This window comes from Marinitoga piezophila KA3 (genome assembly GCF_000255135.1).
Lineage (GTDB): Bacteria > Thermotogota > Thermotogae > Petrotogales > Petrotogaceae > Marinitoga > Marinitoga piezophila.
The window spans coordinates 1,278,234-1,304,357 of sequence record NC_016751.1 but is presented as its reverse complement, the minus strand read 5'-3'; the positions used below and the strand labels follow the sequence as shown (position 1 = coordinate 1,304,357).

Genomic DNA, 26,124 nt, shown 5'->3' with positions numbered 1-26,124 from the left:
TATTAAAAAGCCATTCTTAATACAGGAATTCTGGAATTATTATCCGGTTCTTCATTTAAAGAAGAAAAATCCTCTGTATTCGAATTCCAATTTAAAGTTGTATCCAGTTTTTCGAGATTATCTGGATTTGAAATTTGTTCAGTATAATAAACAAAAACAACATTATTTAAAGTTTTAAAAGAAACATTTTCAGGCGAAGATTCAATATAGTCATTATCAACCAGCGTATCTATATTATCAGGAAAAGAATCATTATCATAATAATATTGAATAATTGAGTTCTGAATCACCTTCATATCATTAATAATTTTAGTAAATTTTGCTTTGTTAATAATATTATTAACCATTGGAACAGAAAAAGCGCCAATAATAGCAATAACAGCAAGTACAATTAAAACCTCATAAAGACTAAAACCATCATGCTTCTTAAACGCCAAATCCATCTCCCCCTTTGTTACAAATTCAATTATAATTATACCATAATTTACCCGGGAAAAATAAAATTATGATATAATATATTGAAAAATTAAAAAGGAGAGTGAAAAAATGTCAATACTCATAACAGGCGGAACTGGATATATAGGAAGTCATGCATGTATTGAATTCTTAAATGCCGGATATGAAATAATTGTACTGGATAATTTTTCAAATAGCAAACCTGCAGTTTTAAAAAGAATAAAAGAAATAACAGGAAAAGATTTCAAATTCTATGAAGCAGATTTGTTGGACAAAAATAAAATAAAAGAAATTTTCGACGAAAATGAAATAGAAGCGGTTATACATTTTGCAGGTTTAAAAGCAGTTGGTGAATCAGTGGAAAAACCATTATTATATTATCACAATAACATCACAGGCACTCTTAATCTTTTAGAAGTAATGAAAGAAAAAAATGTAAAAAAAATAGTATTCAGCTCATCAGCAACAGTATATGGAAACCCACATAAGGTTCCAATAACAGAAGACTTTCCAACTGGAGCAACAAATCCATATGGAAGAACAAAATTATTCATAGAAGAAATATTAAAAGATTTATATATCTCAGACAAAAATTGGAGCATATCATTATTAAGATACTTCAACCCAATAGGAGCACATGAAAGCGGAATGATCGGTGAAGATCCAAACGGAATACCAAATAATCTAATGCCATATATCACTCAAGTTGCCGTTGGAAAAAGAGAAAAATTATATGTATTTGGAAATGATTACGATACACATGATGGTACAGGCGTAAGAGATTATATCCATGTTGTAGATTTAGTAAAAGGACATATAAAAGCACTTGAAAAAATAATGGAAACCACAGGAGTAAAAATATATAACCTCGGAACAGGAACAGGATATAGCGTTTTAGATGTAGTAAAAGCATTTGAAAAAGCAAGTGGGGTTAAAATTCCATATGAGATAGTTGATAGAAGACCTGGAGATGTAGATAAAATATATGCAGACCCTACAAAGGCATTAAAAGAATTAGGCTGGAAAGCAGAAAAAGATTTATACGACATGTGTAAAGACTCATGGAATTGGCAAAAGAAAAATCCAAATGGATATGAAGATTAAAACAAAAGCTCCCAAAAAGGGAGCTTTTTTCATAATATAATAAATAATCCATATAATGAACCTAAACCATATGAAACATGTAAAGTCCAGAAAGAAAATAACGTTGGGAAAAACAACTTAAAATCCTTATTTTTTCTCGAAATATCAAAAGAAAAATACAAACTCAAAATCAAATAAAGCCCTAAAATTGAAAAATAAGGAATTCTCACAATAGGATAAAAAATAGAAAAAACACCACCTAAAACCAAAAATAACACAAAAAACAAAGGCACAAGATGTCTTAAAGAAAAAGCCTTTCTTGCATAATGAGTACTTAAAATTACCCATAACCCATTATTAAAATTATTCTTCCACAAATCCTTAAAATTATCTCTAGCATAATAATAAGCTTCTGCTTCAGGAACCAGCATTATCCTGAATCCTGCATTTTTAATTCTTAAATTCATCTCAATATCCTGATTTCTTCTGAGCTTTTCAACAAAACCTCCCAATTTTTCAAAAACTTCTCGCTTATAAACACCGTATGCAACAGTATCAACATACTCTTCTTTATCGCTTTCCAATCTATACTTTGCCCCTCCAATTCCAAACGGATGAGATAAAACTATAGAAATAGCTTTCGCTACAGGTGTATCTTTTCCCTGAATAGTTACCATCTTTCCTCCAGCAACATCACATTTATCTTCATCAAGTCGTCTAACACAAGCTGAAATATAATTTTTAGAATAAGTAGTATGTGCTCCGGCAATCATTATATAATCACCAGTTGCATTTTTCAAACCAATATTTAAAGCAATAGGAGTTGTCTTATCAGGATTATCAATAATCCTGATATTCTCATATTTTCTTAAAATATCACGAGTTCTATCCTCACTCATTCCATCCACAACAATAATTTCCTTATTTTCATAATCATTATTAATCAATGAATCAATACATTTTTCTATATGTTTTTCTTCATTTAAAACAGGAATTATAATTGAAACTTTTTTTTCTTCCATAATTTCCCCCCCAATTAAGAAACCACAAAATCAATAAATGTTTTTTCCTTTTCCATATTCCATACAAATCCACTTTTATGTTTTTTGATATTTTCTATTAATTGATCGTATTTTTCATATGCAGATATTATTTTTTCAGTAGATTCTCTTAAATTATCTGGATTAATTACAATACCAACACCGAATTTATCCACAAAATTTTTCATTTCTAAAAATTCTTCCCGTATTATAACTGGAGTATTGGCTGCTATAGAATCGAAAAATTTATTTGGCATGGAATATACATAATTTTTTAATAGATTTCCTTTTTGATCATAAGGACTATAAGATACAATTGAAAATGCACTTTCAGAAAGTTTTTTTAACATATCTTCATATTGTAAAAATGGAATATAATTTATAAACTTCTCATTTAAATTAACTCCAATACTCTCAATTTCAAAACCTTGATTATTTAATTCTTTCAAAATTTCTAATTCTTTTTTCATTCTCTTAGCGTTACCACCAACAAAAACAATCTTTTTTTGTTTTTGAGAAAATGTATTTACACTATTTGTTGCATAATTTGGAATAATCTGTATTTTTAAATTTGATTTTATATTCTTTGCATGTTCAGCAATTCCGTTGCTTACGAAAATACCTTTATCTGAATATTCAATTATCTTTTTATCAATAAATTTACCGATAAGGGGTATAATCGGCAATTTATTCCTCAAGCTAAACATATATTCTTCAGCGACATATTCATGAAAATCTGTAATTACTTTTATATTCTTTGCTTTTGCGATTTTATATAGACAAAAAGGTTTAAAATATCCAAAATGATGTATATACAAATATTTTATATTATTCTTAGTGAAAATTCTCTTAACCGTTTTACAAATATTTTTTTCATATTCAATTCTATTAAAAATATCCTTTATTTGATTATTTTTATCATAATTATATTTTAGTGGATATAATTTAACATTTTTTATCTCTTCATATTTAAAAGGTTTATCCTCCCAAAAAACATAATGAACAAAAAATTCTTTAGACAATATTTCTACAGTTTTCCATACTCTTTTATCTTTAAACTTATGCATATATCCAACAACAATTATCTGATTCATTTCTTTTTCACCCATTTCCATAACATTGTACCAATTTTTGAATTAATAAATCTTCCTATTAATTTTAGCATATTTTCCTTAAAAAAATCCGTTATAGGATTCTCATAATTAGGATAATGTTTTTTTCTTCGATTATTATTAAAAAAAGTAATATAATCTTTTTTATCAATATTATCCAGATATGTCAGATCCTTTTTTTCAGATAATTTTATTAGATTTTCATTATATTGAGTATTTACATAATCAATTTTATTATCTTCGAATAATACAAGAATACTATCTCTTGTAAAATCAGGATAATAATACGTAATATTATTAAAAGGCATATAAAAATTACCAATAGAAAAAAAAGAATATTTGTTTCTATATTTCAAAACAGGATGTAGTACATGTGAATGATGACCAATAATAATTCCATTATATTTTTTGTGGAAACTCAAAGCAAATTCATATTGCCATGGTAAAGGAAGATTTTCAAGATCAATGCCCCAATGTGGAAAGAAAATAACAAATTTGTCCTCAGGAAAGGTTAAATTTAAAAATTCATTTTTTTTCAAGACATTTAAATGTTTATTATTTACACCTGTTTTCTCCCAAACAGCAGAATAAATTAAAGTATCATTTAATTCAATAAAAGGAGTTTCCTTTGTACCAAAAACCTTTACTTCACAATCATTTAAAACCTTAATTGTATATTTAAATCCTTCTTCTCCATTATCCATAGAGTGATTATTAGCTAAAGAAACATATTTTATATTCAATTTTTCTATTAACTCTTTTATTACTTCTTCCGGGATACAAAGAGTATTTTTTGTATCACAATTCTTTGAAATATAACCTTCAAGATTAATAACCATTCCATCGGAATTATTAGTCATTTCTATTATATTTCTATCAATATTAATTATATTTTGTGGGCAAAAATCTCCGCCAAAAACTAAATTCATATTTATTCTTCCCTTCTTAAAGAATTAATCAATAATTCTGTTATATGCCCAACTATTTCAATATATCTATTTTCACTATTTTCAATTTTTCCAAAATCAAAAATTCCGTATAAATTATGTTTATTCCCTTTATTCTTTAAAATGGCTTCAATTCTTTTTGCAAAAATAATCATTTCCGGGGAAACAAATTTTTTCAGTGTCTCTCTACTTTTTGACGTTCCTGTATCACTTGTTTTAATATCAATATCATATTTTGTGAAAAGCAAATTTAAAGATTCGCGATATAACTTTTCATGAAAGCGTTGTGAATTATCAAGAGAAGAAAAAAAATCAAATAAAGATTTTTCCCATAAAGGCAAAAACCAGTTTAAATCAAAAAATTCATAATTTCTAACAGAATTAGCAATATACTTTGATTGACGTTCTTGCCAGTCAAAAATCTCAAAAATATCTGAATAACCCATATCGAAATTTTTATGAATTTCATCAATTCGATTTTCCAGATGAATCTTTACATCTTTCTTTATTCTAAAAATCTGTACATGATAACCTAAAATCGCCTTTTTCAAAGAAGATAAACTATTAATATTCTTTGTATATACCAATCTACTACCAGCTAAAAAATCTCCAGAATGTCCTGGAATAACTACATCACCGCTATTTAATAATCCATTATCTTTTAACCAGACAAGAGAGAAAAGATCCTGAATATGCGGAGTTACTCCAAAAGCTTTATAAAAGTCTATATATTTATTGAAAAGATCACTAAATATAATATCATTTATAAACTGTTCATTATATTCAATAAAATACCAGTCTAATCCCAATCTTTTTGCTACATTTTTACTTACATTAACCTCTTCAGCATTTTTTTGACCATAACAAAAAGCAAAAGCTCTATTTTCAAATCCAAATTCTTTTATCATAAAAGCAATTATTCTTGAATCAAAACCGCCACTGAGAGGAATCAGTATTTTCTTATCAGATTCAATTCTGTTAAAAAAACTTTCAAAGATTTTATATAATATCTCTATTAATTCTTTCGGAGTTTTTTTGACCTTATTTTCATTTCTAAAAACATAATCAGTAAATAATTCGTATTCACCTGATTTCCAGACTTTTAATACCTGACCTGGCAATAATTGAAAAACATTATTCCAGATAGTATCATTTCCGAGAGTATATTTAAAATGCCTTAATTCATCTAAAAAATCATTATTTAAAGAAACTTTATAATTTTTATTTATCCTATCAGTAAGTATAATCTTATCTGGCAAAACAATAAAAAATAACGGAACGCTTCTCACAGCATTCCCTTTAAAAATAATATAATCATCATATATCTCAACAATTGGTTCATCAAAAAAACCGTAATTATAAAATATTTTATTTTGAAGTCTGGAAAAAGATTTAGAAAACCTAAAACTAATATCTTTCATTTTCCACCATCCAGTTTTGTTAATTAAATTTTATTGCTATTTATATTTAATTATCAATAACACTTTTAATTTTAGCCGGAACACCAAAAGCCTTAGTATTATCAGGGATATTATTAACAACCACAGAACCAGCACCAATAAGAACATTTTTACCGATTTCAATATTTTGAATAATAGAAGTTCCAGTTCCTATATGGCTATTTTCTCCTATTTTAACTCCACCACTTAACGTAACACCAGGTGCAATATGAACATTATCTTCTATTATACAGTCGTGTTCAATTATTGCTCCTGTATTAATAATACAATTTCTTTCAATTTTAACTCCAGGATTTACAATAACTCCAGGCATAATTACAGTTCCCTCTCCTATACTTACATCTTTACTAATTATTGTATGTTTTGAAATAATAACAGGAAGATTAAAACCTATATCTTTCAATTTTTTGAATAATTTTATTCGCAAATCAGGATTTCCAACACTACCAACAGTAACAAATGCATTTTTAATTCCAGTTTTATACAGTTCTTCTAATTGTTCATCAATATAATTAATTTTTATTCCCATTATTTCTTTTCCAATTTCAGTTTTTAAATCTGAAATTCCTATTATTTCATATTCATTTTTTTCAAATATTATAGAAGCAACTACTTTACAATGACCTCCACCGCCAACAAGAATAATTTTTTCTTTAGATGACATTTTTCAATTCCTCCGCTACAAATTTTATCGAATCATAACCATTAACAGTAGAACTTGGTAAATTTAAACCTCTTTCATATATTTCATATGCATTTTTATAATTAGAAGTCTTAAATTTTTGATATGGCGGAAATTCAACAATAGGAACAAATATTCTTCTTGTTGGAATACCTTTTTCTTTTAATTCGCTTTGAATTTCAGATATAGATTTATCTGAATTTATTTTAATTGAAGTTAACCACCATGAACTTTCTGCATTTTCATATTCTTTTTGAAATTTTATTTCTTTTACATCTTGAAGATTTTCCATATAAATTTTAGCGAACCTTCTTTTTTTATTTAAGAATTCTTCCAATCTCTCTAATTGAGCTAAACCTAACGAAGCTTCTAAATTAGTCATTCTATAGTTAAATCCTATCTCTGGATGGTAATATCCTCTGCTCGCATCTCTTGCCTGATTTATTAAAAATTTTATATGTTCTGCTTTTTCTTCATCGTTTGTAGTTATCATTCCTCCACCACCGGTGGTCATTATTTTATTTCCATTAAAACTAAATGCATTTAATATTCCAAAGGTTCCTGTCATTTTTCCATTATATGTTGCACCTAAACTTTCTGTTGCATCTTCAATTATAGGAATTCCATATTTTTTTGATATATACATTAACCCATCCATATCACAAGGATTTCCATATAAATGAACAGGTATTATAGCTTTTGTATTTTTTGTTATAGCTTTTTCAACTTCTTTTGGATCTATATTCCAGGTTTCTGGATCAACGTCGACAAAAACAGGTGTTGCCCCTAAATACATTATTGGATTTACAGAGGCTATGAATGTAATTACAGGTACTATTACTTCATCTCCTGGACCAATACCAAGTTCATATAATGCCATATATAATGCGGCTGTTCCTGATTGAACAGAAACAGCTCTTTTTGTACCAACATATTTAGCAAACTTTTCTTCAAATTCTGGAATAAAAGGTCCTGCAGTTGAAACAAAGGTGCTATCTATACATTTTATCAAATATTCCTTTTCCAATTCTCCCAAATTAGGTGCATCTAATAATATTTCATTTTTCATTTTTTCGCCTCACACATTATATATATCAACTTTAAAATATTGAAGATTTTCTTTTATCCATTCTATGGTTTCTTTTAATCCTTCATCTAATGAATATTGTGGTTTCCAACCAGTTAATTTCATAGCTTTTTCCGGATTGGATAATAATCTTTCAACTTCTGATTTTTTTGGTCTTAATCTTTGTTTATCTGTTACTATTTCAACATCTTTTCCAGTTAATTCTATTATTTTTTTTGCTAAATCACCTATAGATATTTCCTTTCCTGTTCCGAGATTATATACATCACCAATTGTCTTTTCGTGCAATCCTACGGTTATAAAACCATTGGCTGTGTCTTTTACATAATTTAAATCTCTGGTAGGTGTAAGATTTCCTAATTTTATTTGTTTTTTACCTGCTAATATTTGAGATATTATTGTGGGTATTATAGCTCTTGCTGATTGCCTTGGACCATACGTATTAAATGGTCTTATTATAGTTATCGGTAATTCAAATGATCTATAATAACTTAAAGCTAAATGATCAGCTCCAGCTTTAGAAGCTGCATAAGGCGATTGTGGATTATATGGATGTTTTTCATCAATTGGTACATATTGCGCAGTTCCATATATTTCACTTGTTGATGTATGAATAACTCTTTGAATATCCAGTTTTCTTGCAGCTTCCAATACATTATATGTACCTTCTGTATTGGTTTTAATATATGCAAGAGGTGAAATATATGAATATGGAATTCCAATTAATGCCGCAAGATGAAATACAACATCAACATCCTTCATTGAATCATATACACTATCATAATCCCTTATGTCTCCTGTATATATTTCAATATCTTTTAAATATTTAGATTTTTCAAGCCAGCCCCAATCATTTTGAAAGTTATATCTTACAAAAGCCTTTACATTATATCCTTTTTCAACTAACATTTCTGTTAAATGCGATCCTATAAACCCTTCTGCTCCTGTTACCAATACTTTCATTTTTTCACCTCATAAATAACATTAATTATTTTTCATATTTTCATACAATTCTTTTGCTTTAGAATAATCTTCTACAACACCAATATCAATCCAATAATCATTGATTATATATTTGGTAACCTGAATATTTTTAGACAACAATTTTTTTATTAAAAGATCAATTCCAAAATATTCATTGTATGGAATATATTCAAAAATTTTTGGTTTCATTATATAAATACCTGCTAAAATTTCAAATTTTAATTCCGGTTTTTCTTCAATATCCTTTACAATATCTCCTTCAGAATAAATTTTTCCAAATCTAAAAGGTGTTGTTATGATTTTTGTTCCAAGAGTAAGTGGTGATTCTGGATAATTTAAGGAAAATTCATAAATTTTTCTTAAATCAAAATTTGTTAATATATCACCATTTATAACCAAAAATGGATCTAATAATTTTTTTTCTAATAATTTTAAAGGCCCTGCTGTTCCTAGTGGTTTTTCTTCTTCACTATAATATATATTAACTCCATATTTTGATCCATCTCCAAAAAAAGCTTTTATATAGTCAGATTTATAATTTACAGCAATATATATATTATTAAATCCGCATTTTTTTAAATGTTCAATTTGAATTTCCATTAATGATTTTTCCCCAAGAGGTAATAAAGGTTTTGGTATAATATCTGTAAAAGGTTTAAGTCTTGTTCCAAGTCCTCCTGCTAAAATAACCGCATCCATATTTTCACCACCCCATATTATTGAACAATAAAATTATTTATTAAATAATTTATTATACATATATATCCAGTCTTTTATAGTATATTCCCATGAAGAAATTTTATAAATTTTTTCATTATCTTTTTCATACAAACTTTTTAAGCTATCAAAATTTTCAACGGCATAAATAAGTGCATCATTTATTTCATCTATATTTTTAATGTTTATAGTTTTAATACCATTTTCCCATAAAATATTATATGGTAACCATTCTCCTGTAATTACAATATTTCCAGCATATATATATTCCTGCATACTTCCGCTTAATTGATCTGTAATAGGAAGATTTATCATTATATCTGAAACCAACCGTAATTTAGCAATTTCATCGTAGTCCATAAAATCTTTAAAAATTCTAAAATTTAAATTTGAATTTAAAAGTATCTTTTCGATTTCGGATCTATATTGTGTATCTCCATATGTCATTGGAAAGATAAAGAAAAACTTATCTAAAAAATTGGGATCTAGCTTTTTCAAATTATTTAAAATCTTCAAATGTTGATGATTATTAGAAGAAGAATATCCAATAGTTAAAACAATTTTTTCTTTTGGAATATTAAAAAATTCTTTAAAAAAATCCTTTTTTAAAGAATTATGTTTATAACCTTTTATAATATCCAATACATATAATCCAAATTTATTTATATAAATTTTATCCAGAAAATTTTTTCCATAATAATTAATAAAATCATTCGCTACAATTGGGTTTGCAAAAGTTAAAGCATCACATTCATATATTATCTTTTTTAAAGAATTTCTTTCCTTATTATTTATTTTATAAAAATCGCTTCCCCAGATTGAAATAACAATTTTTTTTCCTGTATTTTTGATATCATTCCAGTAAAATTTTATAATCTTATCCAGATAATGAACATTTACAATATCATACTTATGAATATTCCTGAATAACCTTTTAAAATATATAAATTTTTGAAATCTATAAAAATAACCATTCACGTCATTAAAAAAATATATATTATCAAAAGGAGTATCCTGGATTTTATTAATTTTATTAAAAGATAATACATCAACTTTTTCAAAAGCCTGTTTAGATTTTAATTTTTCAGCTAATTGATTTGTAAAAACAGAAGTTGTACTTCCGATAATTAATAAATCTTTCATAAAATATATCCCCTTGTAAATTTAAAGATTATTTATAATTTCCACAATCTTCTCTCCGCAATATCCATCGCCATAAACATTTTCAGGATATGCTGTGTTTATTACTTCAAAAGTCTTTTCGTAAAGATTATTTTCATCGGCTAAAATATTCCATTTTAATTTTATTAGCTCTCTCCATCCTGTATCAGGCATTACCACAATAGCCTGTTTCTTTGCAAAATATGCTTCTTTTTGTAGTCCGCCGCTATCTGTTATCACTTTCCATGATTTTTTTACCAATCCCATTAAATTTAAATAATCTATTGGTTCAAGCAATATAACATTCTTTAGATACTTTTCAAAATTAAATTCTTTTACTCTTTTTCTTGTTCTTGGATGTATTGGAAAAACAATAGTTTTTTCATTTGATATTTTCTCTATCTGCATTAATATCTTTTCCAATTTTTCTTTCTTATCAACATTAAAATCTCTGTGCATTGTCATAAGAATATAATCATTCTCTTTCAATTTTAACTCTTCAAATATTTCATATTTAAAATCCTTTTCCATTATCTTATATAAATCATACATTATATCTCCTACAAAATAAACACCTGAAGTTATATTTTCCTTCTTTAAATTCTCAACAGCCAATTCACTTGGACAGAATAGATAATTTGAAATTCTATCTGTTAATACCCTGTTTATCTCTTCTGGCATATCCTTTGGTTCCTGCCTTATTCCAGCCTCTACATGAGCTACAGGTATCTTTAATTTACTTGCAACTAATGCACCAGCAAGAGTTGTGTTTGTATCTCCATATACTAAAATTATATCAGGCTTTTCTTTCAAAACAATCTTTTCAAATTCTATCATTATTTTTCCAGTCATCTCACCATGATTACCAGAACCAACATTTAAATAATAATCAGGATCTTTAATATTCAATGTTTGAAAAAATATATCAGACATATTCTTATCATAATGCTGTCCAGAATGAACAAGTATTTCATCAATTCCCCTTTTTTTCAATTCCTTATGCAAAACAGCTTCTTTTATAAACTGTGGTCTTGCTCCTATTAAGCTTATTATTTTCATTTTTTAAAATACCTCCATAGATATAATTCAGAAAGAAGTGAAGAAATAACAAATACTCCAACTGTAGCAACAGCGGCACCTGTGGAACCATAATAATAAATTAATATAATATCCAATATAATATTAGCACTTCCGGAAATTATGGAAACAATTAGATTAACTTTAAGCTTTTTTATTGCAGCAATAAAATTACCATTTGGAATTCTAAAACTTCCAGCTATGAAATATCCAAAAGATAATATCTGAAACGGTAAAACAGAATCTGTATAATCACTTCTAAACATTATTTTTATAATAAATGGTGCAAATAATATCAAAAATAAACTTATTAGTGAATTAAGTAAAAGCAGATATTTTTTTAATTTAAAATAATATTTCTTTAAATATGCTTTATCTTTATTATTTTGAACAATATAAGGATATGCAAATGTCATTACAGAAAGTGGAATAAAATTTAAAGCAAAAGGAATCAATGTTGCCGCCTTATATGAGGCAGTAATTTCAGCATTTTTAATAATTAATCCAACAAGAAAAGTATCTATTAAATATAATATAGAGGATATAGAATTCGTTAAAGAAGAAACAAAAGAGTATTTAAAAAAATCAACTCTTAAATTTTTTTGTGGATATTTAATATAAAAAATATCTCTTATATCATCTTTTAAATACCATATAGAAAATAATATTGCAATAATATAAGCAAAATATCTCCCAAGAATAATACCATTAATCTTTAGATAATATGCTCCAATTATAGAAAGAATAAAATATAAAAACGTATTTAAAGAATATGTATAAGAATATATTTTATTTCTTAAGTTCACCCTATAATATGTTTGTATCAATTCATATATTATAGTTATTATTGGTATGAGAGACATGTATTTTAAAACAACAATACTGCCTTTAATTGGTAATGAAAAAAATTGTGAATATATAAAAATAGCAAAAGAGATAAGAAAATTAAAAAGTATTCCTACAGTTAAAGCATATTTAAAATATGATTTCTGCAAATTTTTATCTTTATACGATTCACTTCCAAATTGCAAAAAACCTGAAGTTACCCCTAAACCATTTAAAATTAAAAACAAGCTTAAAATATTCATCGCATATGAAAAAATACCATATTCTTCTTTGGTTAAAAACTTTACTATTACAATTGAAGTGAGAAACTGAATAATCTTATTAAAAACATTTGAGAAAAAAATATGAAAAAAACCTTTTTTAGAAAGTTTATTTATAAATGCTTTATTCATTTTGATATTCTCCCCAAAAATAATCATAAGCTTCTAATAAAGTTAATACCTGAGTTTTCTCAATAACTTTTCCACTTTCAAACATATTTTGAACATCTGTTTTTAATTCTTTTGAAATATCGAAGTTTTTAATTTTTTCATTAAATGTTTTTTCAAAAAAACTTTTTAACATATGATTATTTTTATACCAGTATTCCAAAGGATTCATATGATGTCTTGTCATTATAGTTTTTTTATTTAAGATTTTCCTTATAATTTTATGAGGAATTTGTGTAATAGCGATTTGTCTACCTAAAACCTTTATTTGAGGTATATTTATTTTTGCTCCAATAGCTTCCCACTTATATTTTGCAGCTTGTGGATGCTTTTTTAGTATCCATTTAAAATAAATTTTATGATTAACTCTTAAATCAAGAGGGATTTTTAAACAATAATCAATGAATTCTTTATATAAAAATGGAGAAATTACTTCAGTATATTCTTGAAAAGGAAGATTTCCCAGAAGGATACCATTAAAACCTCTATTATATAATTTAAAAATTTCTTCATTTGGATAATCAAATTTCAATTTTATATTTTTAATCTTTTCGCTTAATTTTTCAGAATAGGCACCGGTTACTATATTAAATTCTTTATTATAAACAGCTTTTTTCATATAACTTCCAATTATTACATCACCTAATTGCCCGGTATGAACAACACCAAAATTAGAAAAATTAAAAATATCAGCAAATGATTTAGCATGAGCATTTCCAGCATACAACACATTTCCAGAATTAATTTCGATTTGTTTTCTTATTATATTATCTTTTATAAGATATAATCCGTTATCGAGAGATTTAAACAAAAACTCATTTTTTAAATCTCTTGCTATTTCCTTTGAAATAGTTTCATCTAGATAATCAGATTCCGAGAAAGTATAATTAAGCATATTATATCCCATTTTTGTTCCAATCCAGACTGTCATTCGTGAATCCAGACCACCGCTTAAACTTGCAATGTGATTATAATTATATTCTTTATCCTTTTCAAATTCATATCTTATTGCAGTTTTGAATAAAGAGTCTATATTTTCTATTATCTCATTTTCTGATAAAGTTTTATCAGGAGTATTATCCAATTTATAATACTGTTTTATTTCAAAATTTCCATTCTCAATTTTAATATAATGTCCGGCAATTAATTTTTTTATTTCATTAATAAGAGTATGATCCTCTATCATAAAGCCATAAGTTAAAAGCATATATGCAGACTCAATGTCGGGATTATAGGAATAGTTTTTTTGTCTTAAATAATCAACAATATAATTAATCTCAGAACCTATAATAAATTCATTTTCATGTGTATAATAAAATATCTGTTTATCTCCAAAATGATTTGTAAAAATTAGATATCTATTATTCTTTTTATCATAAAAAAATCCGGAGAAACTACCGCGAAAATCATTAAAAAAAGTTTCTCCTAACCTTTTATACATTTCTATAATAGTTTTTTCAAAATTCTCTAAGTTATATTTATTAATTAACTCAACCTTATTTAAAATTACTCCTTCAATCAAAAAAACATAATCTTCACCTTTATAAAAAGGTTTATCTCTTAAAAACTTATTTATAGTTTGTCTCTCAATATATAAATTTTCATTTTTATATATTTCTTTGAGAAAATCATTTCTTCTTTGCGTTATATTAATTTTATCTATAATTCTATTATTTGATATTAAACCAAAAAAACCAGGCATTTTAAAAAACCTCTTTTCAATTTAATGATATTTTTTATTATTAAGTAATTTTAAAATTCTTTTTGAAAAATCCTCATAATTTTTAAGAGCATTGACTTTTTCGTTCCATCTTTTTAATGCATTTTTTCGTTTGAAAAGTTTATCTTTTTCTGAAAGGTTTATAAATTGTTCGATATGGTCAGCTAATATATTAGCAGTTAAATCAGAAGGAAGTAATTTTCCAATATTTTCATCGACCAATTCTCTTGTTCCTCCAACATTTGTTGCCATAACCGGAATACCAAAACTCAAAGCTTCCATAATTGATACAGGTAATCCTTCAGATTCGCTAACATTGATAAATAAATCTATAGGATTATTAGCATAAAAGTTTAATACATCTTTATTTTTTAGATAACCTAAAAATTTATATTCGATATTGGTTTTAGATAATAATTTATTTGCAAGTTCTTCTATTTCTTCTTTTAAGGGACCTTTACCAATATGAGACCATAAAATCCTCTTATTAACTTTTTTACCAAGAATGCTTAATGCTTCAACAACAAGATGAACTCTTTTAAAAGGGACCAGATCAGAACAGGTAACTATTCTGAACATATCGTCTTTACTGCCTTTATTTAAATTAGTTTGAGGTAATACTCCTAAACGTGAAACTTCAAATTTATCTGAATATTCTGGATATTTTTTTGTTAAATAATTTTTTCCATCATCAGAAATACAAAAAACTTTATCAATATCTTTTAAAATTTCCTTTCTTAATGGCAAATAATGGTATATATTTGCGTCTTCATATAAGTCCCATCGATGAGTTCTGGAAATTACAATATGTTTATAATTTGAATTTTTATTTAATTGAGTTAAACCATATGCTTGAGAAGCCAGCCAATATGAGTAAAAAATAACAGTTGAATCGATAGAGTATTTTTTATACCATTTTTTTAATAAAAATTCCATTCCAAAATATTCTAAGCTTTTATATGAAATAATTTTTTTAGAATTGATGAATTCCTTTATAAACTTATGAAATCTGGTCAATCCTAATATGGAAATTTTTCGATTACTCAAATAGTCTATAAAAAAATTATCAATTTCAACATTTTCAGGAATAGGACGAATATTTCCAAGTGGATATCTTGGAACAATAATTATATCAAAATAATTGGCCAGAATAGGGATTTCTGTTTCTAAAAATTCCTCATCTTTATCATATGGAAATTTATTGGTAAATAAAAAAAGTTTTCTGCGATTCATTAAAATCCTCCTGTTTTATAATTTTGTAAAAATTTTAAGCAATTTATTATTGGTAGCAAATATTAAAAAATACCTCTTTTGAACAGCCCCAAAACTTCTAAAATATTTTTCTATAGGTTCTACCATACTTCCCTCAAAATCAAAATTCAAATTATTTTCAATAGCAAATTTTATTCCTTCATATATTACCAAATTCATTGCTCCAGAATCCTTTTTTTCGGGATTTATACCTCCTAATAAATAATAAACACTATCTTTATCATATACAAAAAAGCCAGCAGCATATATTTCATCATATTGATCAACAGCAAAGTAAAGTTTTAAAGAATTATGTTTTTTAGCCGCAAAAAAGATTTTTTCAACTAAATCTAATGAATGCTGAATTCTTTGATTTTTTCGCTCAAAAGTTCTTTTATTTATATCATAAAATGACTTATAATCATCACTTTCTATAACTTTCAAATTTAACTTTTCAGCTTTTTTCAATCTACGTTTTACTGAAGAATGAAAATTATTATAAATATCATCTATAGACTTTCCTTTTTTTATTACATAAGTATATAGTGTTGTTTGTTTAAATCCTTTCCAATAAAAAGGTAACCAATTTTGATATTTATAATCCCACTTTTGATAAAACTTATCAAATTTTGGTAATTTTGAAATTAATTCATTCATAATCTCTTTTTCCCATGAAAGTTTTTTATAATATCCCTGGTTTTTTGGGTATCTTATATAAGGACCTAATTTTTGTGTTAAAGGTGGCATAGAAAGAAGCGAAAAAAACAATTTTTTCTTTTTAAAAAAAGGCATACTTGCCCATATTTCTCCACCTTTTTCTACCAGAATAACATCCCAATTATTTTCTCCACAAACAGCATCTAACCACCAATATTGGCTAAATACAGGAATAGGTTCTTTTTCACAAAAGTTTTTATATAAATCTTTATTACTCATCATTTTCACTCCATATATTTAAAATATCCTGAGCGTTAACGCTTAAAAAGCCTTTATTTAGTGCGTATTTAACGCTTTCTACATATATCCATTCCCAGTCTTTCCAATCAATGGTATAAAAAGACGAATTATGCCATAAAAAAGTAAAAATTCCGTTGTATTTTTCAATTTTATCAATCATCTTTTTTATTTTATTAAATCCATCATCGGGAGTTAAATTCATATAATTTTTATTTTGCAAAGTTCCTTCCATAACAATTAAAGGAACTTCGATTAAATTATATTCTCGTTTTTCATTAAAATTATAAGGTTTAAAAGGTTTCGATGTCCCAAATCTAAAACCAATATTTTCTGCATAACCACCTGTTGTATCTAATATAATTCCAGATTTTTCTAAAATATCAAAAGTTTTTGTTATATCAAAAATCAAATAATGTGCTCTTCCAGAAAAAATATTTACATTAAAAATACTTTTTATATCAGATATATCTTTTTTCATGTCTTTATTCATTAGATATTTAGCATCATAGTGTATACCGATATTTCCATTACTCTTAATTATTTCATTAAATATTCTTTTTAAGTATTCCTGATTTTTCAATAAATTATAGCCACCATCAATATTTTTTTCTTGCTTTTTAGGAAGAAAAAAAAAGGTACCTTTAATATTTAATTTTTTATGTGTAAATAATAGATATTTTAAATCGTAAGGATCATTATTTTTAATTTTTCTTAAAATTTTATCCAGAGCATCTTTGAAATTTCTTCGTTTTATAATATCTCCAAATAACTTTCTATAAAAAATCTTTTGTTTTAAAAAAGATAAATGATCTACATCATGTGTCAAAAAAAGTAAAGATTTATTTGCTTTATATTCCAGGTTTAATTCTTCTTTTATATTATCAACAAGAATATCAACAATAGGTACTTCGATAATATTCTTTTTATATTGAAAGCTTTCATTATAAATAAATCTTCCATATTGATCCTTTTTATCATTATGAATATATTCCCAATATCCAGATAAAAAGAAAAATATTGTTCCAATATAATCATTCTTAAAGGAACAATCTTCAAAGTCATTTAATAGTTCTTCATCGGATTTTTCCCAGAATTTATAAATTCTAAAATCTAATATATTATTTAATACATAATAATCGTTTACAACATTTATTTTTATTTCTCCTTTGAAAATGCTGTTTAAAAATCTTTCTACATAAATTTTAATATCCTGAATATTTAAATTCATAAAAAATCACCTATAGATAATTTTTCTATGATAGGTTTTAACTTCACTGCCCAGCTCAAATTCTTTTCTGCATATTTTCGTATCTCATTTATGTAATCTCTATCTTTAAATTTTTCGTAAAAATCAATAATCTCATTGATATGTATAATAGAACTATTATTTGGAACTTTAAATGCATATTTAAAACTATCAAAATCTGAATCATCATATCCATAAATAAAAGGCAAACCTCTTGAACAATATTCTCTTAATTTTAAAATAGCCCCTTTTTTTAATCCTATTCTATACATTCCTAGACTCCCAATTCCAACATCAGCTAAATTAAATAATTCATCTAAATCTTTTCCGGTTTTAAAACCGTGGAAAATAACAAATTTATCTAATTTTAAATTTTGAGTTAATAATTTTAGATTTTCCAATTCAGGCCCTTCACCAACGATATGAAAATAAACCTCTTTTTCATATTTGTTTTTATAATATTCTTCTAATCCTTTAATTAATCTATCGTAGCCATGCCATTTGCTAACATTTGCCACACCGATTAAATCAATTCTATTTTTATTTTTAGGTAGCGGGCTTCTAACGGGAATTTTATCAACATCTATTCCATTAACAATTTTTATAGTTTTTATTCCCAAAATTTCATCGTGTTCTGAATAAGTAACAATATAATCAACAAATTTCTTGAGGAAATTTCTATAAATTTTATCATTATATAATTTTAATTTTTGTTTAAAATTATGGATTTCATCATCATATGGAAAAGTTGGGATTTCAACAAAAACCTTTAAATTATAGCTTTTTATTTTTTTTAAAAAAGAGATGAAATCTTTAGTAGAAAAAGGATATCGTATATATAAAAAATCATAATTTGTTATATCTGTAAACTTTAATATATCAGAGAACATAGATAAATTCCTTTTGAATTTAGAAGAATAAGATTTTTTTGAATCATTGTTTATAACCATTTTACTACCTTTAAAATAAACAAAATCAATATTAATTTCTGATTTTTTAAATGCAGAAATTTGACCATAGATTTTTCTAAATACACCATTCATTTCAGGATTTAAAATATCCTCTTTAGTAATATAAAGTCCTTTCATTTTAATATACCTTTCTTAAAAAAGATAATAGAGTTTTCTGCAATATCAGTATTTTTAATAACAGAATATTTCTCTGAAACAATAGTAATAACAAAATCAATTTTGTTACTTAAAATAGCAAGATCATTCTTATCAAATTCTTTTAAGAAAACAATATTATTTTCGGAATTTATCTTTTTTTCTAATTCTTTAATTTTTGAAATATCAAGATTAGAAATAGAAATAAAATTATAGTCTAAAATTTTAAGTTCTTCATTCAACATATTTTCAATTTTTTCAAGTATATCTTTTTTAGTTATCGTATTTAAAATTAAAATATTATTTTTATTTAATCCATAAATATACTTAGAAATATCATGTATATCTTTTTGGCTATTTATTACAACTTCAGGACTTTTAAAATTATATTCAAAATCCTTTAGTGAATGAATTTTATTATCCTTCAATTCAAATCTTAAAGCAACAATGGACCCAATAAAAAATGCAAATAAAAATCCACCAACAAAAAACATTTTAAAAGATGGAAAAATGGCTCTTGTTGGAGTAAATGATGCATTTATGATTTTAATTTTTTCTGTATTTAAAAGGTTGTTAATAGTAATTTGTTCAATAGTATTTTTTATAATTTCATATTTTTCCTCTAAAATCTTTTGTTCTTTTTTTAATTTTAAATATTCATACATAACAGGAGATTGATCTATAATTTTTTTGCTCAAGTCTTTTTCAAGGTTTTTAAGCATCTGATATCTTGTATCCAATACCTCATATGAATACTTTAATTCCTTATACTGACTTAATAAATCGGGCGATATAGAACTAAGATAAATATCTTTATTATTAATAATCACATTTAATTTCTTTTCTAATTGTGCTTTTAACACATCTATCTTTGTTTTTAATTCAATAGCTTTTGGCGAATTTGGAGATAAAATTTTAACAGTTTCATATTCGTATTGTGTATTTTCTAATTCTAATTTTATGTTTTTAATTTGCTGATTTTTTTCTGTAAGATAAATTTCTTTCATTTGAGGATCGATATTCAAATACACATTTTCAAAGTTTTTAACTTTAATATCTAAAGTATTTTTTTCTTCTTCATACTGATATAATTCTTTCACTATTTCATAATACTTATCCATTAAAGGATTATTTTCTGTAATTTTATTTTTTAATTCAAAATCTAAAACCTTTTTGGAAATTTCATCTAAATCATTTTCAACTTTTTTCAGAATAGGATTTAAATATTCAAGTTTTTCAGCATTAACCTTTTTTTGATAATTTTCTCTATATAATTTATAATATTTAAACCATGAATCAATAAACCTTTTTGCATAGTCAGGAGAAGATTTTTGGATAGAGATTTTCAAAATATTTGTTCCTTCAACAGGCTCTATTTTCAATTGATCTTTAAGAATTTCTATTAAATCTCTTTCATAGTATATCTTGCCTCTTAACCTATCTATAATATGACGCGATTTGTTTTTTGATTCAACTAAATTAAAATCTCTAACAATATTTCTTAAAATTTCATCTGTTTTCATTTTTTCAATTTCAGCTTTTAATTCAGTATTAGAACCTCCTAAATTAAAAAGAGATTCAATCTGACTTGAAGAATTATTTTGATTTAAATTTAATTCAATTTCCATATATGATTCATATGATTTTGGGAGAATATTATAAATATACATAACTCCCCAAAAAACTAAAATAAAAACTATAATTAAAATATAAAATCGTCTTTTTAATGTATTAATAATATCTCGTAAAGTAATTTCAGTTCTCATCTATTTCATCCTCCGCATAAATTTGATTATAATATATATAAATGATTATCTCTAAAATAATGGTAAAAGGCATAACCTGAGCAGGAGTATATATTCTATGTTCAGTAAGTCCGGCTATCATTATAGCAAATATTGAATAATAAACATATTGAGAAAAGAATTTATCAGGTATTTTTTTTGCAATAAAAAACAGCTCTTTTAATAATAAGATTAAAAAAATAAAACCTATTATTCCTGTTTCAGCTAGTATATGTAAAAAAGAATTATGTGCATGTGCATCAGAGAAAAAGACTTTTGATGTATTAATCATAAAAATATGTTCAATACCGATAAAACGATAAGGCAAATCATTATAACGTGTAAATCCAATACCAAATAAAGGACTTCTTAAAAAATCATCTATAGCTCTTGGCCAGAGTACAAAAAGTCTGTCTGAAATATTAGCAGTTCGGTTAGGATTATTTAAATCAAAAACTTCAGCATTAGTAGGTTGTAAATTATAAACTCCATGTTCTTTTGACAAATAATAAGCTCCACCTATAATCAAAATAGAACCAATTATTGTTAAAATATAATAAGCTTTTTTAAGCTTTTTATTTTTAAATAAAAAGTCAATTATTAATAGTCCCATTACCCACAAAAAGGCCAATAATGAACCACGAGATTTGGTAAAATATAAAGCTACAGCATTAGAAACAAAAAGAAAACCATAAAAAAACGATTTTTTTTCAAAAAACAAAAACAAACCAAATAAAGAAATCATTAAATAATATCCACCAGCTGCATTATGTGCTTTAAATAGATAATGATATATTCCATCTGCGGAAATCCCTATAGGATGATTTAATAAAAAAGATAGAGTCAATAATAAAGTAATAAAACTAATAAAAACGTATATTTTTATTAGTAATTGTTTATAATTTATTTTTGATCTAAAATAACCATGTAAAAAAGGTAAAAAAAGCGGCATATAAGTAATATAAAAATTTCCATCATGTCTAAAATTATTATAAGAAAAAAATTCTGAAAGTTTAACACCTGAAATCAAAGCGCTAGAAAAGTAAAAAAATCCTATAATATAAAATAGTTTATTTGTTCTTGAAAAAACTAACTTTTCTGGGATGTATACATATAATATTAAAAAAACTATTCCTAGTACAATAAAAATAGGATATGCAGGAACAATATTAAAAAATGAAAAAAGAAATCCAAAATGAAAACTTAAAAGTACAATATCTTTTAGATTAAATATCATTTTTCCAAAAGCTCCTCTATTCCTTTTATATAATTATCATAAGAGAATTTTTTTTCAAAATCTTCCATATCTACGTTTAATTTATATTTTTCAGGATATTTATATATATTAAAAATAATATCTTTTGCTTCTTCAATTGAATCAACAAGATATCCATTTTTATTATTTAAAATTTCAGGAATTCCGCTAATGTTTCTTGCAACCACAGTTTTTCCGGATATAATACCTTCAATTAATACTGTTGGAAGAGAATCGGTTTCAGGAAAATGAATTAAAGTATCCATAATAGAATAATGACCGGAAATATCTTTAGTATGTCCCGTTAAAATAACATTGTTTTCCAGGTTATTTGAATTAATATAATTTTTAATACTCATATAATAATTTTTATTTGGTGGGGTATATCCCCCTACAATCATTAATTTTATATTATCTTTTAAAATTTCATGTAACCCTTGTAAAATCAGTAATTGATTCTTATTTGGATGGATCCATCCAACAGTTCCAATAATAAAATCATCTTCAGATATTTTATATAAATTTTTGTAAAAATCCATGCTTTTAAGAGATGGATTAAGTGTAATTCCGTTATATAAAACAGATAATTTATTTTTATTTATTCCAATTTCAATAAGGGAATTTTTCACAGCATTTGAAACACATGAAATATGATAAAAATCATTATTAAAAGTATTTTTTAAAAGTAGTTTTAAAGGTTTTATGAACTCATCATTTATATGATCATGTACTCTTGCAACAGCTTTAATACCTAGTTTTCTTGAAAGTTGCCCTCCATAAATATGAGCTTTCATAGAATTCGTAAAAATTAAATCTATTTTTTCTTTTTTTATGAATTTTTCTATAGATTTTATCATTTTTTTGTATTCAATATATTTTGGAAGTAATTTAGCAGATAATTTTGATCTGCTCATTTCAAGTACATCTCTACTTAGTGGAAAAACTTCATATTTAACGTTTGTTTCGTTTAATTTTTCTGTAAATTCACTTTCACATGTCACACCAACAGTTATATCATATTTATTTCTATTGTATCCTTTTAGAAATTCAACAAGAACTTTTTCTGCTCCACCATACCAATAAGCATGATCTAAGATCAGAATTTTTTTCATTATTACACCTCTAATATTTTTTTAATTTTTCTTTGAAACACTTTAATATCAAAATCTTTAGCTCTATTAATTATTATATCATTTTTTTTATTTTTCCAGTCCTGTGAAACAATTGTATTTACAGCGTTTGCAATTTCTTTTGAGTTTTTTGGAGGAACATGAATACCTGTTTCTCCGTTTATATTATGATATGTAGTTCCTGTACCTAATTCTGTAGTTATTACAGGTATTCCACATGCCATTGCTTCAAGTGCGACTAATCCAAAAGCTTCACCTCTATCAATAGAAGGTAAAACAAAAACATCAGCCGCAGAATAATAAAACGGTAAATCCTGATACTTAACATGATTTAGAAAAATAACTCTATTATTAAAATTATACTTTTTTACTAAATCCTTTAATTCTTTTTCTTTCTTACCTTTACCAACTAAAAGTAATTTATAATTTTCAGGTAAAAATCTTAAAGATTCAATTAAATATTCAAGCCCTTTATATCTACCAAACCTTCCAACATACAAAATCAATTTTTCATCATTATTAATAAATTTATTTCTAACATTATCTTTTCTAGGATAAAAATGATTTGTATCAACAAATAAAGGAACAACTTCTATCTTGTCTTTAAAATCCCTTAAAACTGGAGAAGTCTTAATTATATTTGGAGAAGTTACTATTATTTTATCCATATTTTTAAGAAAAGTTTTGACTATTATATGATTATATAGATTTCCAAAAGTTCCTCTTCCTGCAATATCCATATGATAAAAACATATATTTGGTTTATTTTGGATTTTACCATTTATAAAAATATCTAATTCAGGCTGTCCTGAGGCAAAATGATATAGAATCATATCAACATCTTTTGATAATTTATCAAGAGCCTTTCTATAATTTAGAGAAATTCTTACAGAACCTTTCTCAAAAAAAATGGGAACTCTATGCACGATCGTTCCCTCAATGTTGTCTACTTTATATATTTTTTCATTAGTATAGTTATATGTTAAAGCGATAGAATCAAAACATTTGTTTATTTCTTTTGCGACAATTTGAATTCCGCCAATTTCTGGAAAATAATTTCTGGATATAGATAATAATTTCAATTAATATGCTCCTTTCTTATCAATCACTATTTTTATAGTCTTCAAGAGAATTATAAAATCTAATTCCAGAGACCAATTTCTTAAATAATATAAATCAAGAGCAATTCTTTCACTGTAATCTTCGACATCACTTCTTCCGTTTGCCTGCCACATTCCAGTAATTCCAGGTTTTATAGAAAAAACTTCTTTGGCAACCTCTTCTCCATAATACAGTTCAACTTCTTTTCTTACTACAGGTCTTGGTCCAACTAAACTCATATCACCTTTCAAAACATTAAACAATTGAGGTAACTCATCAAGAGAAGTTTTTCTTAAAAATTTTCCTATTTTTGTAATTCTTGGATCATTCTTTAATTTAAAATGTTTAAACCATTCTTCTCTAATTTTTTCATCACTGGCTAATAATTCTTGAAGTCTTTTTTCAGCATCAGGATACATAGAACGGAATTTATACATTTCAAATTCCTTTAAATCCTTACCAATTCTTTTATGTTTAAAAAATATTGGCCCACCATCTTCTTTTTTAATCAAAAAAGCGATAATTAAAAAAATCGGAGAAGTTAATATAATGCCAATTATTGATAAAACAATATCAAAAATTCTTTTAATCATTAAATTTAAAGGATTTAATAATTCCTGAACTGCAGTAATTGCAAGAATTCCATCCAAATCTTGAATATGTGTTGAAAAACTCATTAAACCATATAAGTCAGGAATATATTTTATTTTTCTAACATTTCTCTCTAATTTGGCAACAATATTAGAAAGTTCTTTCTTTGATAAATTTGGAATAGCTATAAGTATTTCTTCAACTTCATTATTAAAAATTAAAGTATTTATTTCATCGATATAACCTAAAACTTTATTTTCATTTACAATGTTATTTTTATCAAAATCTGTTTTTAAGAATCCTAAAAAATTATACATGGTAAAAGGATGTTCTTTTATTTTGTCGTATACAATTTGAGCTAATTCTCCAGTACCTAAAATAATCACATTAGTTTTTAAAAGATTAAATTTTTTGAGAATTTTTCTATATATATATCTAATAACTGAATCTACAAGTACAAAAAATATTGAAATAGTAAATAAACTAAACAAGTCCATATAACTATTTTTTGCTATTGCTAATAGCAACATAATAAAAAAATATATAGTTACAGAATGGATAATATTAACAAGTTCATCCCAGAATAAATAACTCTCAAAATAATACATCTTTTTAAATATATATATTACAATCAATATTCCTGAAGAAATAAAAATAAGATAAGGATCTGTTCTGTCAAATATTGAAATTTTAGGAATAAAATGTAAAGAAGTTAGGATTAAAAAATCAATAACCATCAATATTAAACCATATATTGATTTTTTGAAGCCTCTTCTTACAGTTCTTTTTTGAATTATATTTATATTATCCATAAAGCCTCCTTTATATTAAGCGCTATTAACCAATTATTATCAAGTATAAACATTGCATTATAATTATAGCATAAAACCATTCTCCCAAAAT

Annotated in this window: 23 protein-coding genes; 1 reads left to right on the top strand and 22 read right to left on the bottom strand. The window is 25.1% G+C overall.

The window, feature by feature from the left end; translation table 11 throughout:
- Window positions 1–2: 2 nt before the first annotated feature.
- Window positions 3–437, bottom strand: a complete 435-nt coding sequence (locus MARPI_RS10765) for a type II secretion system protein (protein ID WP_014296739.1) — start codon at window positions 435–437, stop codon at window positions 3–5.
- A gap of 109 nt (window positions 438–546) precedes the next feature.
- Here MARPI_RS10765 and galE point away from each other — a divergent pair, with 109 nt between their 5' ends.
- Window positions 547–1,560, top strand: a complete 1,014-nt coding sequence (galE, locus tag MARPI_RS06195) for a UDP-glucose 4-epimerase GalE (RefSeq protein WP_014296738.1) — start codon at window positions 547–549, stop codon at window positions 1,558–1,560.
- A gap of 29 nt (window positions 1,561–1,589) precedes the next feature.
- On the opposite strand, the gene MARPI_RS06190 is transcribed toward galE, so the two are convergent.
- The 21 genes from MARPI_RS06190 to MARPI_RS06090 are packed head-to-tail and all read right to left on the bottom strand — an operon-like array spanning window position 1,590 to window position 26,033.
- Window positions 1,590–2,561 carry a glycosyltransferase family 2 protein gene (locus tag MARPI_RS06190; protein ID WP_014296737.1) on the bottom strand — a complete coding sequence of 324 codons (972 nt, stop codon included), beginning with the start codon at window positions 2,559–2,561 and terminating at the stop codon, window positions 1,590–1,592.
- 14 nt (window positions 2,562–2,575) lie between these two features.
- A complete protein-coding gene (locus MARPI_RS06185; RefSeq protein WP_041638950.1) occupies window positions 2,576–3,673 on the bottom strand; it encodes a glycosyltransferase in 1,098 nt (365 codons plus the stop codon).
- Window positions 3,670–4,620: a CapA family protein gene (locus tag MARPI_RS06180; protein WP_014296735.1), complete on the bottom strand. Its 951-nt coding sequence runs from the start codon at window positions 4,618–4,620 to the stop codon at window positions 3,670–3,672. Before MARPI_RS06180 ends, MARPI_RS06185 begins: the two co-directional genes overlap by 4 nt.
- Before the next feature lie 2 nt (window positions 4,621–4,622).
- Entirely contained in the window at window positions 4,623–6,059 is a 1,437-nt protein-coding gene (locus tag MARPI_RS06175) for an asparagine synthase C-terminal domain-containing protein (RefSeq protein WP_014296734.1), read from the bottom strand.
- Between the two features lie 46 nt (window positions 6,060–6,105).
- Complete coding sequence (locus MARPI_RS06170; protein ID WP_014296733.1) at window positions 6,106–6,762, bottom strand: acetyltransferase; 657 nt, start codon at window positions 6,760–6,762, stop codon at window positions 6,106–6,108.
- Window positions 6,752–7,849 (bottom strand): LegC family aminotransferase, encoded by a 1,098-nt coding sequence (locus MARPI_RS06165; protein ID WP_014296732.1) that lies wholly within the window; start codon window positions 7,847–7,849, stop codon window positions 6,752–6,754. The genes MARPI_RS06170 and MARPI_RS06165 overlap by 11 nt, the downstream gene beginning before the upstream one ends.
- A gap of 9 nt (window positions 7,850–7,858) precedes the next feature.
- The gene (locus MARPI_RS06160) at window positions 7,859–8,830 is read right to left on the bottom strand and encodes an NAD-dependent 4,6-dehydratase LegB (protein ID WP_014296731.1); all 972 of its coding nucleotides are present in this window, start codon (window positions 8,828–8,830) and stop codon (window positions 7,859–7,861) included.
- Window positions 8,831–8,851: 21 nt separating this feature from the next.
- Window positions 8,852–9,550: a sugar phosphate nucleotidyltransferase gene (locus MARPI_RS06155; RefSeq protein ID WP_014296730.1), complete on the bottom strand. Its 699-nt coding sequence runs from the start codon at window positions 9,548–9,550 to the stop codon at window positions 8,852–8,854.
- 33 nt (window positions 9,551–9,583) lie between these two features.
- Window positions 9,584–10,711 carry a glycosyltransferase gene (locus tag MARPI_RS06150; protein WP_014296729.1) on the bottom strand — a complete coding sequence of 376 codons (1,128 nt, stop codon included), beginning with the start codon at window positions 10,709–10,711 and terminating at the stop codon, window positions 9,584–9,586.
- A 21-nt stretch (window positions 10,712–10,732) separates the two neighbouring features.
- Complete coding sequence (wecB, locus tag MARPI_RS06145; protein WP_014296728.1) at window positions 10,733–11,788, bottom strand: non-hydrolyzing UDP-N-acetylglucosamine 2-epimerase; 1,056 nt, start codon at window positions 11,786–11,788, stop codon at window positions 10,733–10,735.
- On the bottom strand, window positions 11,785–13,044 hold the full coding sequence (locus MARPI_RS06140; RefSeq protein ID WP_014296727.1) for an oligosaccharide flippase family protein: 1,260 nt from the start codon (window positions 13,042–13,044) through the stop codon (window positions 11,785–11,787). The genes wecB and MARPI_RS06140 overlap by 4 nt, the downstream gene beginning before the upstream one ends.
- Window positions 13,037–14,782, bottom strand: a complete 1,746-nt coding sequence (locus MARPI_RS06135) for an asparagine synthetase B family protein (protein WP_014296726.1) — start codon at window positions 14,780–14,782, stop codon at window positions 13,037–13,039. The genes MARPI_RS06140 and MARPI_RS06135 overlap by 8 nt, the downstream gene beginning before the upstream one ends.
- 21 nt (window positions 14,783–14,803) lie before the next feature.
- A complete protein-coding gene (locus MARPI_RS06130; RefSeq protein WP_014296725.1) occupies window positions 14,804–16,033 on the bottom strand; it encodes a glycosyltransferase in 1,230 nt (409 codons plus the stop codon).
- A 15-nt stretch (window positions 16,034–16,048) separates the two neighbouring features.
- A complete protein-coding gene (locus MARPI_RS06125; protein WP_041638533.1) occupies window positions 16,049–16,987 on the bottom strand; it encodes a GNAT family N-acetyltransferase in 939 nt (312 codons plus the stop codon).
- Window positions 16,980–18,236, bottom strand: coding sequence for a DUF7033 domain-containing protein (locus MARPI_RS06120; RefSeq protein WP_014296723.1), 1,257 nt, complete (start codon window positions 18,234–18,236; stop codon window positions 16,980–16,982). Before MARPI_RS06120 ends, MARPI_RS06125 begins: the two co-directional genes overlap by 8 nt.
- Window positions 18,233–19,342 (bottom strand): glycosyltransferase, encoded by a 1,110-nt coding sequence (locus MARPI_RS06115; protein WP_014296722.1) that lies wholly within the window; start codon window positions 19,340–19,342, stop codon window positions 18,233–18,235. Before MARPI_RS06115 ends, MARPI_RS06120 begins: the two co-directional genes overlap by 4 nt.
- Window positions 19,339–21,126: a GumC family protein gene (locus MARPI_RS06110; RefSeq protein ID WP_014296721.1), complete on the bottom strand. Its 1,788-nt coding sequence runs from the start codon at window positions 21,124–21,126 to the stop codon at window positions 19,339–19,341. Before MARPI_RS06110 ends, MARPI_RS06115 begins: the two co-directional genes overlap by 4 nt.
- Entirely contained in the window at window positions 21,116–22,381 is a 1,266-nt protein-coding gene (locus MARPI_RS06105; protein WP_014296720.1) for an O-antigen ligase family protein, read from the bottom strand. Before MARPI_RS06105 ends, MARPI_RS06110 begins: the two co-directional genes overlap by 11 nt.
- A complete protein-coding gene (locus MARPI_RS06100) occupies window positions 22,378–23,511 on the bottom strand; it encodes a glycosyltransferase (RefSeq protein WP_014296719.1) in 1,134 nt (377 codons plus the stop codon). The genes MARPI_RS06105 and MARPI_RS06100 overlap by 4 nt, the downstream gene beginning before the upstream one ends.
- A 2-nt stretch (window positions 23,512–23,513) precedes the next feature.
- Window positions 23,514–24,611: a glycosyltransferase gene (locus MARPI_RS06095; RefSeq protein WP_014296718.1), complete on the bottom strand. Its 1,098-nt coding sequence runs from the start codon at window positions 24,609–24,611 to the stop codon at window positions 23,514–23,516.
- Window positions 24,612–26,033 carry a sugar transferase gene (locus MARPI_RS06090; RefSeq protein WP_014296717.1) on the bottom strand — a complete coding sequence of 474 codons (1,422 nt, stop codon included), beginning with the start codon at window positions 26,031–26,033 and terminating at the stop codon, window positions 24,612–24,614.
- Window positions 26,034–26,124: the final 91 nt, after the last annotated feature.